The 15,823-nt window shown below is 66.3% G+C and carries 15 protein-coding genes; 8 read left to right on the top strand and 7 right to left on the bottom strand.

Going from position 1 to position 15,823, the window contains the following annotated elements:
- Positions 1–143 precede the first annotated feature (143 nt).
- The 3 genes from AC5Y5Z_RS03970 to AC5Y5Z_RS03960 are packed head-to-tail and all read right to left on the bottom strand — an operon-like array spanning position 144 to position 5,805.
- Complete coding sequence (locus AC5Y5Z_RS03970; protein WP_499923524.1) at positions 144–1,049, bottom strand: ROK family protein; 906 nt, start codon at positions 1,047–1,049, stop codon at positions 144–146.
- Positions 1,049–1,666, bottom strand: a complete 618-nt coding sequence (locus AC5Y5Z_RS03965) for a DUF7158 domain-containing protein (protein WP_499923523.1) — start codon at positions 1,664–1,666, stop codon at positions 1,049–1,051. Before AC5Y5Z_RS03965 ends, AC5Y5Z_RS03970 begins: the two co-directional genes overlap by 1 nt.
- On the bottom strand, positions 1,663–5,805 hold the full coding sequence (locus AC5Y5Z_RS03960) for a glycoside hydrolase family 38 N-terminal domain-containing protein (protein WP_499923521.1): 4,143 nt from the start codon (positions 5,803–5,805) through the stop codon (positions 1,663–1,665). The genes AC5Y5Z_RS03965 and AC5Y5Z_RS03960 overlap by 4 nt, the downstream gene beginning before the upstream one ends.
- Before the next feature lie 52 nt (positions 5,806–5,857).
- Between AC5Y5Z_RS03960 and AC5Y5Z_RS03955 the strand changes: the two genes are divergently transcribed.
- The 8 genes from AC5Y5Z_RS03955 to mmaA4 all read left to right on the top strand — a co-directional run bounded on the left by AC5Y5Z_RS03955 (position 5,858) and on the right by mmaA4 (position 13,281).
- Positions 5,858–6,373: a DinB family protein gene (locus AC5Y5Z_RS03955; protein ID WP_499923520.1), complete on the top strand. Its 516-nt coding sequence runs from the start codon at positions 5,858–5,860 to the stop codon at positions 6,371–6,373.
- 3 nt (positions 6,374–6,376) lie between these two features.
- Positions 6,377–6,982, top strand: coding sequence for a DinB family protein (locus AC5Y5Z_RS03950; protein WP_473139350.1), 606 nt, complete (start codon positions 6,377–6,379; stop codon positions 6,980–6,982).
- 61 nt (positions 6,983–7,043) lie between these two features.
- Positions 7,044–8,390: an ABC1 kinase family protein gene (locus AC5Y5Z_RS03945; RefSeq protein WP_499923517.1), complete on the top strand. Its 1,347-nt coding sequence runs from the start codon at positions 7,044–7,046 to the stop codon at positions 8,388–8,390.
- 4 nt (positions 8,391–8,394) lie between these two features.
- Positions 8,395–9,312, top strand: coding sequence for an alpha/beta fold hydrolase (locus tag AC5Y5Z_RS03940; RefSeq protein WP_499923515.1), 918 nt, complete (start codon positions 8,395–8,397; stop codon positions 9,310–9,312).
- 72 nt (positions 9,313–9,384) lie between these two features.
- A complete protein-coding gene (locus tag AC5Y5Z_RS03935) occupies positions 9,385–10,245 on the top strand; it encodes a cyclopropane mycolic acid synthase family methyltransferase (RefSeq protein WP_463825765.1) in 861 nt (286 codons plus the stop codon).
- A 146-nt stretch (positions 10,246–10,391) separates the two neighbouring features.
- Positions 10,392–11,255: a cyclopropane mycolic acid synthase MmaA2 gene (gene mmaA2, locus AC5Y5Z_RS03930; RefSeq protein ID WP_463825764.1), complete on the top strand. Its 864-nt coding sequence runs from the start codon at positions 10,392–10,394 to the stop codon at positions 11,253–11,255.
- 153 nt (positions 11,256–11,408) lie between these two features.
- Positions 11,409–12,290, top strand: a complete 882-nt coding sequence (locus tag AC5Y5Z_RS03925; protein ID WP_463825763.1) for a cyclopropane mycolic acid synthase family methyltransferase — start codon at positions 11,409–11,411, stop codon at positions 12,288–12,290.
- Positions 12,291–12,381: 91 nt separating this feature from the next.
- Complete coding sequence (gene mmaA4 / locus AC5Y5Z_RS03920; RefSeq protein ID WP_499923511.1) at positions 12,382–13,281, top strand: hydroxymycolate synthase MmaA4; 900 nt, start codon at positions 12,382–12,384, stop codon at positions 13,279–13,281.
- Positions 13,282–13,366: 85 nt separating this feature from the next.
- Here the strand turns inward: mmaA4 and rplA are convergent, their stop codons facing one another.
- From rplA to secE, 4 genes are all read right to left on the bottom strand, one after another.
- Entirely contained in the window at positions 13,367–14,077 is a 711-nt protein-coding gene (rplA, locus tag AC5Y5Z_RS03915) for a 50S ribosomal protein L1 (RefSeq protein WP_463825761.1), read from the bottom strand.
- 73 nt (positions 14,078–14,150) lie between these two features.
- Positions 14,151–14,582 carry a 50S ribosomal protein L11 gene (rplK, locus tag AC5Y5Z_RS03910; protein ID WP_463825760.1) on the bottom strand — a complete coding sequence of 144 codons (432 nt, stop codon included), beginning with the start codon at positions 14,580–14,582 and terminating at the stop codon, positions 14,151–14,153.
- A gap of 40 nt (positions 14,583–14,622) precedes the next feature.
- Positions 14,623–15,333, bottom strand: coding sequence for a transcription termination/antitermination protein NusG (gene nusG, locus AC5Y5Z_RS03905; protein WP_463825759.1), 711 nt, complete (start codon positions 15,331–15,333; stop codon positions 14,623–14,625).
- A gap of 25 nt (positions 15,334–15,358) precedes the next feature.
- Positions 15,359–15,811, bottom strand: coding sequence for a preprotein translocase subunit SecE (gene secE, locus AC5Y5Z_RS03900; protein WP_463825758.1), 453 nt, complete (start codon positions 15,809–15,811; stop codon positions 15,359–15,361).
- Positions 15,812–15,823 lie beyond the last annotated feature (12 nt).

The raw sequence follows: 15,823 nt of genomic DNA, 5'->3' as shown, positions 1-15,823 counted from the left end.
CGCCGGGATGTTCCCGGACCTTCAACCGATTGCTCGGTGACCGACGGTCTTCGGTGGATCGGCACCCACCATAGCCTGGCCTGGTCCGAACAGCCAATTCGCACCCACGCGCGACCCACGACGCTGCCGCGGCGCGCCGCTCGCTACAGCCCGGCCAGGCGCGCCGCGCCCACCAGCCCGGCATTTCCGCCGAGTTCGGCGGGCAGCACCCGCAGACCGGTCAGGAAGTCCAATCCGGCATATTCGGCCAGCGCCGCACGCAGCGGGTCGAACAGCAGGGGCCCGGAGCGGGCCACTCCCCCGCCGATAACCACCAGGTCCAGGTCGCATACCGCGCCGACGGAGGCGATCATCGCGGCCAGCGCGGCGGCTCCCCGCTGAAATGCCGCAAGCGCCAGCGGATCTCCGGTGGCGGCCGCGTCGGCCAACTCCTTGGCGCTCGCCGCCGGCGGCGCTGACCAGCCGTTTTCCCGAGCCCAACGCACCATCGACGGACCGGACGCGACGGTCTCGACGCAGCCGCGCCCACCGCAGGCACACCCCCGACCGTTCGGGTCGACCACCACATGACCGACGTGACCGGCATTACCGGTGCGGCCGTCATAGGGCAACCCTTCGAGCACCAGGCCCCCGCCCACCCCGGTGGACACCACCATGCCCAGCAGGAAGCCGGCACCGCGTCCCGCGCCCTGCCAGTGCTCACCGAGTGCCATGCACACGCCGTCACCGCCCAGCCGTACCCGCACCCCGGGCACGACGGCTGAAACCCGTTGCTGCAGTGGGAAACCGCGCCAGGCCGGGATATTGATCGGGCTGACCGTGCCGCCGGCCAGGTCCACCGGACCGGCCGACGCGATCCCGACGCCGGCCACCACCCCGCCCGCCACGTGCAGTCCGTCGCGTATCAGGGCCTCGACCGCGGCCCAGATCTGTTCTTCATCGACACCGGCCGGCGTCGGGCAGGTAGCGGTGTGCACCAGCGCGCCGACGTCGTCAACGAGACCGACTGCGATCTTGGTGCCGCCGATATCCAGGCAGAGGGTCAGCATCAGTGTCGGTGGGTGTTGTCAGGCTGGCGGGGATCGCCAGGATGCTCGTAACCGGGGGCCAGCTGCACGAGTTCGGCGCGACGCACGTCCAGCCAGACCCGGAACGCGCGCCGCCGAGCAGCCCCCAGCAGATGCCCGGCGACCGCCTGCCGCACCTGATCGAGCGGCGGGGCGACCAGCGCCGGTGTCCGCCATCCGAGTCCGGCGGGGCGGGCCGGCGCGAACCGCATCGGGTTGCGCCGGTGATAGTCGGCGACATCGTCGTCGCTGACGCCGACACCCGCGGTGACATCGGCGAACAACGCGCGCGCCGGCGGGTCGGCCAGCGCCGCGGCGGCGATGCTGCCGATCTCCAGCCGGGCGGTGACGTCGGGCAGCAGGTCAGCCTCGGGTGGGGCATCGAGGGCGGACAGGCCACGGGCGGTCGCTTCGGCGGCAACCACCCGCTCGGTCACGATCAGCTGCGTGAGCCAGCGCCGCAACTGGCGGCCCTCGCTGGTGCCGACAGCCGGCAACGCGGCAGCACGAGGTCCGTTGCGCAACCGCGCCTCGCGCGCGTCGACTTCGGCTTCCTCGACCTCGGCGCCGCCGACCGTCGCCACCACGTGATGGGTCATGTCACCGTCACCTTGACCGCCGGCGAATAGACCAACCGGCCCGCACAGCCGACCCGGACCAGCGCCCACCACTGCCCGGGATCCTGCCAGCGGGGCGGTGCCACATCGAAGGTCAGCTCGACGGCGCCGCCGGCCGGTAGGACGGCCCCGATCGCGGCCGGCCCGATCCACTCCCACGTCCCCCACGGGCTGATCAGGTGTGCCTCGAGCGCCAGATCGGCCCGGGCCCGGCTGCCGATCGTGACGGTCAGCCGCGTCGCTTGTCCCGCGGAAAGCACGATGTCGGTCGGACCGTCACGCAGATGGAGGAGTTCGTCGTCGTCGGTTCCCACGGCCAGGACGGTGACGTCCTCGACCACCTGCCGCCACGACGGCACGTCGGAGGTCAGGCGCAACTGCGCCCGGACCGGATATAACCCTGCCGGCGCGTGCGCCGGGATGGTGAGCACGATGTCGGTTTCCAGGTGCGCACCGACGCCCAGGGTGAAGGGCAATTCGGCCGGTTGGGCGGACCAACCGTCGGGACACCGCACCTCGACGGTGCCGCCCAGTTCGGCATCGGTGCAGTCGCTGGCAGCGGTCAGACGAAGTGTCACCGTGTCGCCCGCCTCGGCGCTGAGCTGCTGCGGATGCAGGTGGGCGACGGCCGGTAGTCCGCCGAGCGGTGCCGGGCCGCGATTGTGCAACCAGTACCGGGCGTAGAGCGGCTGGGCCACCTCGGCCTGCGGAGCCAGCTCAGTAGGTTCGACAGGTAGGGCAGGCACGTCGAGGTGACCTCGAACAGTTGCGACCTGATAGCCGTGCAGCCGGATGGCGCCGATGCGGCGCTGCGCCACTTCCAGCAGATTCGCGTGCCGGATCGCGCGCAGCTCACCGAGTTCCGAGCTGACCTCGACCCGAGTCGCCACACCGGTCGATTCGACCAGCCGCAGGGCCACGTCGCTCGATGTGACGGGTTCGGCGCGGCCGGAGGTCAGCGGGTTCCCGGCGGCCTTGAGCGCCCCCAGCGTTACCGACTCGGGCTCGACCCGCAGCAGCGACCCAACCGGCGGCAACGCCCCGTGCTGGTCGCGGGGAGCCACCGCAATCAGCGGGTTGGCGAACTGGGCGCTGCGGACCGGCACCCCGGCGCGCCGCCAATCACCGCGGCCGCAGACCAGCGCGTAGTCGAAATCATGGGTCCAGTGCTGCAGTTGGAAGTTCGAACCGTCCGGCGCGGTGCGGCGTGGCTCGTCGATCCAGATGCCCGACGGCCAGCCCGTGCAGGACCGCATCAGCGCCGTGTGCAGGGTGCCTTCGGTGTCCACCGCGAAGCTGGGCACCCCGCGGTTCAGTACCGCGACGGTGTAGTCCTCGAACGTCGCGGCGTCGACCGGGCAGCGCTGGCGGACGACGATCTCGGCGACGGCCAGGTCGCGAACCACCGAGGCGATCGCGGCGGCCAAGCTCTTGTCGTCGCGTCCGGCGATCACCAGCACCGGCAGCGCGCGGCGGGCCCGCAGGTCGGCGTCAGGCACCCAGACCGCGGTCAGGTCCGTCGCCGCCGGCACCCATATCCGCGCCTTGCCGGTCTTGGTGAGTTGCCGTTCGAGTTCGTCGGCATAGGCCGGATCGGCCTCGGCCAGCAGCGCCGCGGTGAATACGTTGCCAGCCGGCCCACCCAGCACGATCCGGGCGTCAGGCAGGTTGGAGTCGACGTCGAGGTGGCCGTAGCGGGGTCGGTCGGCGCCGCTGCAGGTGGCCGTCACACCGGCGCGCACCAGCGCCACCATCAGGTCGCGAGCCAACGGACCCGACACGGTTTCCGACGGCGCGATCACCTCGGCCACCGAGATTGCCCGCGTGGCGCTCCCGATCCGCACGCGAACCACTGACGACAACCCGAACCAGCCGTAGGCCGGATTGTCCAGCGTCCACAGGTGCTGCGCGGTGTCCACCGAACGGTCCCCGTCATGTAACCACGCGAATCCGCGCCCGACGACGGCGTCCCCGACTTCACTGACCGGCGTCGCGCCAGGCACCGGACACGGCCAGCGCAGCCGCAACAACCTGTCCTCGCCGATGAAGTCGTGGATGGTGGTGCGGCAGTCCAGACGGTCGACCTGGTGCCACAGCGTCAGGGTCTGGGTGTACCGCAACAGGGTGCCGATGCCACCCTGGACGACCAGCCGCTGGCCCAGTGGCCCGCGATAGGCCTGCACGGTCGCGGGTTCTTCCGCGGACCCGACCACCGGGCCCATGGGCAGCAGGTGCCAGGGACCTTCGCCCTGGGTCGGGTGCGCGGGGTATTCGTCGTAGACGGCGAGCTCGTTGCCGACTTCGCCGACGGCGATCAGTTCGCGGCCCTGGTGTACCAGCGAGGTCACCGCCCCGCCGCGGTGCGGGTCGACGGTCAGGCGGTAATGCTCGTTGGCGATCTCCCGGCCCGCCTTCGGGACCCAGCCCGCGGCGTCGCCGGGAACCAGCCGGTACGTGCGCCAGCCCAGCGACGGCAGATCCCGGGCGAGCCAGCTGACCGAGCACGCGTCGTCGTCAACCTGCGCGGGCACCTCGATCCCGTCGGAGTCCAGCACCCGCACCCCGGCAGCCGGCGCGTCCAACCGCAGGGTCACGACGTCGCTGCGCTGCTGCGTCAACGGGTTCCACACCACCACCGAGTCGCGGTCGCGGGCCACCGCGCCGGACAGCAGCTGCAGCGAGTTGTCCCGCGCGGTGCCGCCCAGCTCCCAGGCGTCGCGCCAGCCGGTCAGCAGGTCCAGGTAGACCTGGTCGGATTCCGATCCGGTGATCGCGTCGTGGTGGGCGCCGTAGGCCAGCTGCACCCATGCCTTCGACAACGCTGCCTGCGGGTACTCGGCACCGGTCATCAGCCCGGCGAACACCGCGAAGCGCTCAGCGTCCAGGACGATGTTCTCCGCCGCACGGTTGGCTTGTTTGGTGTCGATGTAGGACACATCCTTGCCGGTGTAGATGGGGTTCATGTCGCGGGTCTGAGGCGAGGCCACTGCGCCCCGCTCGCCGAGTTCGGCGCGCACCGCGGCGAAGAATTCGCGCGGCAGCCCGCACACGAAGCGCGGCCAGGTGTAGCGGGCAGCCCAGTCGCGATGAATCTCGGTGACCCACTTGTTGGGCGGGGTGTAGTCGGTGCCTACCGGCAATAACACGTTGCGGGTCAGCGCGACCTTCTTGAGCCGCTCGAACAGCGCGTAGGTGGCTTCCTCGGCCTCCTGCACCGTGGTCGACGAGTCCATCCACCAGCCCGCCGAATAGTGGGCCGGCATGTAGTGGGTGAGCAGACCGTTGCCCGACGGCGAGATCCACTCGAATTCGCTGGAGAACTGCATGCGCTGCATGCCGTCCTGCCCCGGACCCCACTGATGGTGCGGTCCACGCGCCCACGAGCTCGAGGTCAGCCCGGCGTCGGCAGCCATTCCCGGGAACTGCGGATCGTGGCCGAAGACATCGAGTTGCCAGGCGGTAGCCGGGTCCGCGCCCAGCACATCGCGCTGAAACCCGATGCCGTGCACGAAGTTTCGGATGGTCGTCTCCGGACTGGTGAGGTTGGTGTTGGGCTCGTTGTAGGTGCCGCCCATCACCTCGACCCGGCCGTTGGCGAGGAACCGGCGCAGGTCGGCGCGATCCTGCGGCCGGGTGTCCCAGTACGGTTTGAGGTAGTCGACCTCGGCCAGCACGAACTTGTAGTCAGGATCGCGACGGGCCATCTCCAGATGCGCGTGCACCAGCTCGAAACCATTGGTCTGCCGGGCGCGTCCGGGCGGGTCTTCGGTCCATTCGCTGGTGTAGGCGCCCTGGGTGTTCCACCACACCGGGTCGTAGTGGAAATGGCTGATCATGAACATCGTCCAGCCGGGCTCGGCCACCACGAACTCGAAGGGCATGTCGGCGTCGCCCGCCCGCACGCGTGCCGCCCGTCGCTGTCCGACGACGGGGCGGCGCACCTTGACCGGGATCTCGAGCAAGAGTTGTCCGGGTTCGGCCACCACCGACCCACTCAGGCCGTCGCCGTCGACGTAGACCGTCGTCGGTCCGGTGACGGCAACCCCGACCTGCACGAGCTGCAACGGCGCCTGGGACGGACCGACGAACAGTTCGGTCGAACCGACCGAAATCACCTGCATTCCCGCACCTTACGGCGACCGGCAGCCGTCGTGGATGGAAAACTCGGTGGACATGGCAGACCTGACCGCACAGCTGGCCGATCAACTGGACGTGCACTGGCGCACCCAACTGCGTCCCCGCCTGGCGGGTCTGACCGACGACGAGTACTTCTGGCAGCCGGTACCCGACTGCTGGACCGTCCACGCGGACGGCTCGATCGACTTCGCCTACCCGACACCGGATCCGGTTCCGTTCACCACCATCGCCTGGCGGCTGGCCCACGTGATCGTCGGTGTTTTCGCGATGCGCAACCACAACCATTTCGGCGGGCCGCCGGCCGACTATCAGCATTGGACCTATGCCACCGACGCCGCCACCGCGCTGCACCAGCTCGACGAGACCTACGCGGCCTGGATATCCGGCGTGCGATCGTTGTCCGCTACCGATCTGAACCGCCCGTGCGGACCGGCCGAAGGCCCTTACGCCGAGTACGCGCTGATCGAACTCGTCCTGCACATCAATCGGGAAGCGATCCATCACGGCGCCGAAATCGCCTGCCTGCGCGACCTCTACCTACACAAGGAGTGATACATGCCTGCACTTGCCGCACCGGTAGCCGACGAACGCAGCGCGCTGCGTGAATACCTCGCCTACCACCAGAGCGCGTACTTCGCGGTCTGCTACGGACTCACCGACGAACAGGCGCGCTCGACGCCGTCGGCCAGCGCGCTGTCGATTGGCGGCCTGGTCAAACACGCCACCGGCATGCAGCGCAGCTGGATGGCGCGGGTCGCCGCCGCACCCGGCGAGCCGGAGCGGGACACCCGACCGTTCGAGGTGCGAGCCGCGCAGTTCCACGCCGAGTACGTGATGGGACCGGACGAGACACTGGCCGGGCTGCTGCGGGCCTTCACCGAGCAGAATGCCCGGACCCTGCGGCTGGCCGAGACCGCCGACCTCGATGCCCGGGTACCGGTGCCGCGGGACGCCCCGTGGTTCCCGACAGACATCGACGCCTGGTCGGTGCGCTGGGTCCTGTTGCACGTGATCAACGAGCTGGCCCGGCACTCCGGGCAAGCCGACATCATCCGGGAATCCATCGACGGCGCCACTATGTACGAACTCATCGCCGGGTTGGAGAATTGGGAACCGAAGCCGTGGATCACGCCGTGGCGCAGACCGGCCAGTCCGGCGTAAAGCACGTGAGCGGGGTCACGCAAATTTAGAGTTGACCATCCAGGTTTGGCACACTGCTCAAATGAGTTCCACCAAGCATCGCGATGTGGCCAAGCTGGACCGGGTGCCCTTGCCGGTCGAAGCGGCCCGGGTAGCTGTCACCGGTTGGCAGGTCACCCGCACCGCTGCGCGCGTGGTCACCAGCCTGCCCGGCAAAGGGTCGTGGCAACAGAAGGTCATCAAGCAGATTCCGCAGACGTTCGCCGACCTGGGTCCGACGTACGTGAAGTTCGGCCAGATCATCGCGTCGAGCCCGGGGGCGTTCGGCGAGTCGCTGTCCCGCGAGTTCCGCAGCCTGCTGGACCGGGTGCCGCCCGCCGACACCGACGAGGTGCACAAACTATTCGTCGAGGAACTCGGCGACGAGCCCGCCAACCTGTTCGCCCACTTCGAAGAAGAACCGTTCGCGTCCGCCTCGATCGCCCAGGTGCACTACGCGACGTTGCAGAGCGGCGAGGAGGTAGTGGTCAAGATCCAGCGGCCGGGCATCCGCCGCCGGGTGGCCGCCGACCTGCAGATCCTGCAGCGCTTCGCCCAAGCCGTCGAACTGGCCAAGCTGGGCCGTCGGCTCTCGGCGCAGGACGTGGTCGCCGACTTCTCCGACAACCTGGCCGAAGAGCTGGACTTCCGGCTGGAAGCCCAGTCCATGGACGCCTGGGTGTCGCATCTGCACGCGTCGCCGCTGGGCAAGAACATCCGGGTGCCGCAAGTGCATTGGAACTTCACCAGCCAACGCGTGTTGACGATGGAACGGGTGCACGGGATCCGCATCGACAACGTCGCGGCGATCCGCAAGGCCGGCTTCGACGGCACCGAGCTGGTCAAAGCCCTGCTGTTCAGCCTGTTCGAGGGCGGGCTGCGGCACGGGCTGTTCCACGGCGACCTGCATGCGGGCAACCTCTACGTCGACGATGAGGGCCGCATCGTGTTCTTCGACTTCGGGATCATGGGCCGCATCGACCCGCGCACCCGCTGGCTGCTGCGCGAACTGGTGTACGCGCTGCTGGTCAAGAAGGACCACGCCGCTGCGGGCAAGATCGTCGTGCTGATGGGCGCCGTCGGCACGGTGAAACCTGAGGCGCAGGCCGCCAAGGACCTGGAGAAGTTCGCCGCCCCGCTGACCATGCAGTCACTGGGCGACATGTCCTACGCCGACATCGGCCGCCAACTGTCCGCCCTGGCCGACGCCTACGACGTGAAGTTGCCGCGCGAGCTGGTGTTGATCGGTAAGCAGTTCCTCTACGTCGAGCGGTACATGAAGCTGCTGGCGCCGAGGTGGCAGATGATGTCCGATCCGCAGCTGACCGGGTACTTCGCCAACTTCATGGTCGAGGTCAGCCGTGAGCATTCCGCGGACGTCGAGGTCTAGCGCCGTGGACGTTCGTAGCGGCACCGCCGTCTCCGGGGATGTGAAGCTCTACTACGAGGACATGGGCGAGCTGGACCATCCCCCGGTGCTGCTCATCATGGGCCTGGGCGCCCAAATGTTGTTGTGGCGGACCGGATTCTGCGAACGCCTGGTCAACCAGGGCCTGCGCGTCATCCGCTTCGACAACCGCGACGTCGGCCTGTCCACCAAGTCGGAACGGCAATCCGCCCAGCAGCCCCTGCCGGTGCGGCTGGTCCGGTCGTTTCTCGGTCTGCCCAGCCAGGCGGCCTACCGGCTGGAAGACATGGCCGACGACGCCGCCGCCCTGTTGGACCATCTGGACATCGAGCAGGCGCACATCGTCGGCGCCTCGATGGGCGGGATGATCGCTCAGGTGTTCGCGGCGCGGTACGCGCAGCGCACCAAGACGTTGGGCATCATCTTCTCCAGCAACAACCAGCGGGCGCTGCCGCCGCCGGGGCCGCGGCAGCTGTTGGCACTGCTGAAAGGACCGGACCCGAAGTCTCCGCGCGAGGTCATCATCGACAACACGGTTCGAGTCGGCAAGATCATCGGCAGTCCCAAGTATCCGACGCCCGACGACGAAGCCCGCGCCGATGCCGCAGAAAGCTACGACCGCAATTACCACCCCTGGGGTCTCGCTCAGCAGTTCAGCGCCATCCTGGGCAGCGGCAGCCTGCTGCACTATGACCGGCGCATCACTGCGCCGACCGTGGTGATCCATGGCCGCGCCGACAAGTTGATGCGCCCGGCGGGCGGCCGGGCCATCACGCGGGCGATCAACGGTGCCCGATTGGTGTTAGTCGACGGGATGGGACATGATTTGCCGAAGCAGTTGTGGGATCGAGTGATCGGTGAACTCACGAGCAATTTCGCCGCCGTCGACACGGTCAAGGGTTAGTTCGATGAATTCCTTCTCCGTGTCTTGTGTCGCGTGCGAGGTTGTTACCGTTGGAACAGGAGGTTGTCTGACATGGCCGAACTAAAGCCGTATTACGAAGAGTCCCAAGCGACCTACGACATCTCCGACGACTTCTTCCGGCTTTTCCTCGACCCCAACATGGTCTACACGTGCGCGTACTTCGAGCGTGACGACATGACGCTCGAGGAGGCGCAACTCGCCAAGTTGGACTTGGCATTGGACAAGCTCAACCTCGAACCCGGGATGACGCTGCTGGACGTCGGTTGCGGTTGGGGCGGTGCGGTGGTCCGTGCGGTCGAGAAGTACGACGTCAACGTCATCGGCATCACCTTGAGCCGGCACCACGCCGCGCTGAGCCAGAAAAGGCTGGCCGCGATCCCGACTGAGCGACGCGCCGAGGCACGCCTGCAGGGGTGGGAAGAGTTCCACGAGAAAGTCGATCGAATTGTCAGCTTCGAAGCCTTCGACGCGTTCAAGAAGGAGCGCTGGCCGGCGTTTTTCGATCGCTCTTACGAGATCATGCCCGACGACGGCCGCATGCTGCTGCACAGCATCTTCACCCACGAGCAGACGTACTGGCGTGATCACGGCATCACCGTGACCATGAGCGATCTGCGGTTCTTCCGCTTCCTGGCGACGGAGATCTTCCCCGGCGGCGGAATGTGCGGCGAAGTCGACATCATCGACAATGCCAAGAACAGTGGATTCGCGGTCGACGAGATTCAATACCTGCAGCCGCATTACGCGCGAACGCTTGATATGTGGGCCGCGAATTTGGAAGCCAATCGCGAGCAGGCGATCGCTATCCAGTCGCAAGAGGTCTACGACCGCTTCATGCGTTATCTCACCGGCTGCGCGGGCCTGTTCCGCAAAGGCCTGTCGAATGTAGCTCAATACACCCTGGTCAAATAGCGCCGCCGTTCGCGCTGGTCGGACGCGTCATAATTTAGCGATGCAGCGCTGCATCGGATAGCATGCATTTCGCATGTTCGGGGGTTGCACATTCAATTTCGCATGCAACCGGGGACCCGATGTGGTCCGGAAAGGCACACCAAAACATGGCTCAACAGCTGAAGCCGCACTTCGATGACGTGCAGGCGCATTACGACTTGTCCGACGATTTTTTCCGGCTGTTCCTTGATCCAACCCAGACCTACAGCTGCGCCTACTTCGAGCGCGACGACATGACGCTGGAACAGGCTCAGATCGCCAAGATCGACCTGGCACTGGGCAAGCTGGGCCTGCGGCCCGGAATGACCCTGCTGGACGTCGGTTGCGGCTGGGGCGCCACCATGCGCCGTGCGATCGAGAACTACGACGTCAATGTCGTGGGCCTGACGCTGTCCAAGAACCAGGCGGCGCACGTGCAGCAGTCCTTCGACGCGATGGACACCACCCGCGAGCGGCGGGTGCTGCTGGCGGGCTGGGAACAGTTCGACGAACCCGTCGACCGCATCGTGTCGATCGGTGCATTCGAGCATTTCGGCCACGACCGCTACGACGACTTCTTCGCGCTGGCCCACAAACTGCTCCCCGACGACGGCGTGCTGCTGCTGCACTCGATCACCGCACTGACCGGACCGCAGATGATTGAGCGTGGCATGCCGCTGACGTTCGAGATGGCCCGGTTCAGCAAATTCATCATGACCGAGATCTTCCCGGGCGGACGGTTGCCGTCGATCGAGAAGGTCGAAGACCACTCCTCGCGCGCGGGTTTCACGCTGACCCGCCGCCAGTCGCTGCAACAGCACTACGCAAAGACCCTGGACCTGTGGGCCGCGGCGCTGCAGTCGCGCCGGGACGAAGCGATCGAGATCCAGTCCGAAGAGGTCTACGACCGGTACATGAAATACCTGACCGGTTGCGCCGACTCGTTCCGGGTCGGCTATATCGACGTCAACCAGTTCACGCTGGAAAAGTAGTGACGCGGGCGGCCAGAGCGACGCCTGGCCGCCCCCGATTTCGATGAAAAGGCCCTCGCGGCGACGTCAGATACATAGGATGTGCCCCCGCCCGTGTAGGGTCCGGTGGATGGCCACCTCGTGGGGGGGTGGGCATGTCCTACGGGAGGACATATGGCGGATACGTACACCCGCGCCGGAAGTCTGCGGTCCAATTCTGACGACGTTCAGGCGCATTACGACTTGTCCGACGAGTTTTTCGCACTCTTCGTGGATCCGACACGCACCTACAGCTGTGCGTACTTCGAGCGCGAGGACATGGACTTGCAGGAAGCCCAGCTCGCCAAGATCGACCTGGCGCTGGACAAGCTGGGCCTCGAGCCGGGTATGACGCTGCTGGACGTCGGTTGCGGCTGGGGTCCGGTGCTCAAGCGAGCGCTGGAGAAATACGACGTCAACGTCGTCGGTCTCACGCTCTCCAAGAATCAGCACAACTACTGCCAGCAGCTGCTCGACCAGGTCGACACCAATCGCACACACCGGGTCCTGCTCAGCGACTGGGCCGACTTCGACGAGTCAGTGGACCGGATCGTCACAATCGAGGCGGTGGAACACTTTGGTTTTCACCGCTACGACGACTTCTTCAAGTTCGTCTACCAGGCCCTGCCCACCGACGGCGTCATGCTGCTCCACGTGATCACCGGACTGCATCCCCGGGACATCATCGCGCGTGGCATGCCGTTGACGATGGAGTGGGCGAAGTTCATGAAGTTCATCACGACCGACATCTTCCCGGGCGGCCGGCTGCCGACGATCGAGAAGGTCGAGGAGCACGCGACCAAGGTCGGCTTCAACGTCGCTCAGATCCAGTCGCTGCAGCTGGACTTCGCCCGGACCCTGGACTTCTGGGGTGAGGCCCTGCAGGCCCGCCGGGACGAGGCCATCGAGATCCAGTCCGAAGAGGTCTACGACCGGTACATGAGATATCTGACCGGCTGCGCCAAGGCATTTCGCATTGGCTATATCGACTGCAACCACTTCACCCTGGCGAAGTAGACTTCGTACCACGACGGGCTCGCACGGTTGGCATTTCAGCCCGAGGCCCCGCATGTGCGGCTACCGATGATCCAGGAGAAGAAAGACCAGAATGGCCGAGAACCCGCTTAGCCCGACGAAGACGCGCGAACGCAACTTCCAGGACATCCAGGCGCACTACGACGTCTCCGACGACTTCTTCGGCCTGTTCCAGGACCCGACCCGCACCTACAGTTGCGCCTACTTCGAGCCGCCGGACATCTCGCTCGAGGAAGCCCAGATCGCCAAGATCGATCTGAACCTCGACCAGCTGGACCTGAAGCCCGGCATGACGCTGCTGGACATCGGCTGCGGCTGGGGCACCACGATGAAGCGTGCCGTCGAGAAGTACGACGTCAACGTCGTCGGGCTGACGTTGTCCAAGAATCAGCACGCCCGTTCCCAGCAGGTGCTGGAGGCACTCGACACCGACCGTTCCCGGCGGGTGCTCCTGCAGGGTTGGGAGGACTTCAACGAGCCCGTCGACCGGATCGTGTCCATCGAAGCCTTCGAGCACTTCGGTCACGAGAACTACGACGATTTCTTCAAGCGTTGCTTCGACATCATGCCCGAGGATGGCCGGCTGGTCGTCCAGAGCAGCGTCAGCTACCACCCGTACGACATGGCTGCCCGCGGGAAGCGGATCACCTTCGACACGGTGCGCTTTATCAAGTTCATCGTCACCGAGATCTTCCCAGGCGGCCGGCTGCCGTCCACCGGGATGATGGTCGAGCACGGCGAAAAGGCCGGTTTCATTGTCCCCGAGCCTGTTTCGCTGCGGCCGCACTACATCAAGACGCTGCACATCTGGGGTGACACGTTGGAGTCCAACCGCGAGAAGGCCATCGAGGTGACCTCGGTGGAGGTCTACGAGCGGTACATGAAGTATCTGCGGGGCTGTGAGCACTACTTCGACGACGAGATGCTCGACGTCAGCCTGGTGACCTACCTGAAGCCGGGTGCGGCCGCCTAGAGGGCCGTCGGCCCCGCGCCGACTGTGCATCTCGCGACGAGACACGCCGGTGCGGCGTCGCAGGATGCACAGTCGCGAAGAGGAGCTACGCCTCCGCGGCGAAGTTGCGCGTGATCGACGGGTCCACCGGGATACCGGGTCCGGTCGTCGTCGACACCGTGACCTTCTTCAGGTAGCGCCCCTTGGACGACGACGGCTTGTGCCGCAACACCTCGTCCAGCGCGGCCCCGTAGTTCTCCGCCAGCTTCTTCTCGTCGAACGACGCCTTGCCGATGACGAAGTGCAGGTTGGCCTGCTTGTCCACCCGGAAGTTGATCTTGCCGCCCTTGATGTCGGCGACGGCCTTGGCGACATCGGGGGTCACAGTGCCGGTCTTGGGGTTCGGCATCAGCCCACGGGGTCCGAGGACCCGGGCAATGCGGCCGACCTTCGCCATCTGGTCGGGCGTCGCGATCGCCGCGTCGAAGTCCAGGAAGCCGCCCTGGATCTTCTCGATCAGGTCGTCGCTGCCGACGATGTCCGCTCCCGCCGCCACCGCCGCGTCGGCCTTCTCACCGACCGCGAACACCGCGACGCGCGCCGTCTTGCCGGTGCCGTGCGGCAGGTTGACCGTGCCGCGGACCATCTGGTCGGCTTTCCGCGGATCGACGCCGAGTCGGATCGCCACCTCGACGGTCGCGTCCTGCTTGGTCGAGGACGTCTCCTTGGCGAGCTTGGCCGCCTGCAGCGGGGTGTACAGAGTGTTGCGGTCCACCTTTTCAGCGGCCGCGCGGTATGCCTTGCTGGTCTTGCTCATTGTCAATCCAATCTGTGTTGGGTTCGTGGTTGATCGGGCCGAAGCTGGCCCTCCCACGCGTCCTGATGTGTACCTACTCGACCGTGATACCCATCGACCGGGCGGTGCCGGCGATGATCTTGGCCGCGGCGTCGACGTCGTTGGCGTTGAGGTCGGTCTTCTTGGTCTCGGCGATCTCGCGCACCTGGTCCCAGGTGACCTTAGCGACCTTGGTCTTGTGCGGTTCGGCCGAGCCTTTCTGCACGCCGGCGGCCTTGAGCAGCAGCTTGGCGGCGGGCGGCGTCTTCAACGCGAAGGTGAAACTGCGGTCTTCGTAGACCGTGATCTCCACCGGGATCACGTTGCCGCGTTGATTCTCGGTCGCGGCGTTGTACGCCTTGCAGAACTCCATGATGTTGACGCCGTGCTGACCGAGCGCGGGGCCGACCGGGGGTGCGGGATTCGCCTGACCCGCCGTGATCTGCAGCTTGATCAGCCCGACGACTTTCTTCTTCTTCGGGGCCATGAGTTGTCTTCGTTCCTTCCTGAATTGTCTGCCCAGCGGGCTAGATCTTGGAGACCTGGCTGAAGGTCAGTTCCACCGGCGTTTCCCGGCCGAAGATGGAGACCAGCACCTTGAGCTTCTGCTGTTCGGCGTTGACCTCGTTGATGGTGGCCGGCAGCGTGGCGAACGGGCCGTCCATCACTGTCACCGATTCGCCGACTTCGTAGTCGACCTCGACAACGGGACGTTCCAGCCCACCGGTCTCTGTCGCCGCGGCGGTGCTCGCCGCGCCCTTGGCGGCCTTTTTGGCCGACCCCGGCGGCAACAGGAACTTCACCACGTCGTCCAGCGCGAGCGCCGACGGACGCGACGTCGCGCCGACGAACCCGGTCACGCCCGGGGTGTTGCGCACCGCTGCCCACGAGTCGTCGGTCAGATCCATGCGCACCAGGATGTAACCGGGCAACACTTTGCGGTTGACCTGCTTGCGCTGGCCATTCTTGATCTCGGTGACCTCTTCGGTGGGCACTTCCACCTGGAAGATGTAGTCGCCGACATCGAGGTTCTGCACCCGGGTCTCGAGATTGGCTTTCACCTTGTTCTCGTAGCCCGCGTACGAGTGGATCACGTACCAGTCGCCGGGCTTGGCGCGCAGCTCTTTCTTGAGCGCGGCAGCCGGATCGACGTCTTCCGCAGGAGTCTCTACAACTTCCGGGGCCTCTTGCACGTCGACCGCTTCACCCGCGGACGTGTCACCGTCGAAGGTAGTCACGGTATTGAGTCCTCTCTATTACTTCTCAGCCGAACACCAGCAGCACGAGCTTGCTCAGACCCAGGTCGGTACCGCCTACCAGCGCAACCATGAAGGCCAGGAAGATCAACACCACCGAGGTGTAGGTGATCATCTGCTTGCGATTGGGCCAGATGACCTTTCGCATCTCGGCCACAACCTGCTTGATGTAGTTGTAGACGAACACGAACGGGTTGACCGATGTGGCGGTCTTCGGCTTCTTGGCCTTGGTCTGCTGAGCCGACTTGCCCTTGGCTGTCTTCGACGAGTCTTTCTTGGCCACGTCTTTCTTGGCCGGCTCTTTGGACAGCTCCACCTTGGTCGAGTCGTCGTCGTCGGCCTCCACCGGGCGCACCCGGGACCGCTTGCCCGTGGGCCGCTGTGGCCGCGCCGCGGCCTTGGTCACCACGGCACCACCGTCGCCTGCGGCGTCGTCGGCAACGTCGCCTTCGTCGCTCACCGCGTGCTCCTT

The sequence above is a fragment of the Mycobacterium sp. NGS29 genome (assembly GCF_059812965.1).
Note: the sequence above shows the minus strand (reverse complement) of the source record. Positions and strands in the feature narration are given on the sequence as shown.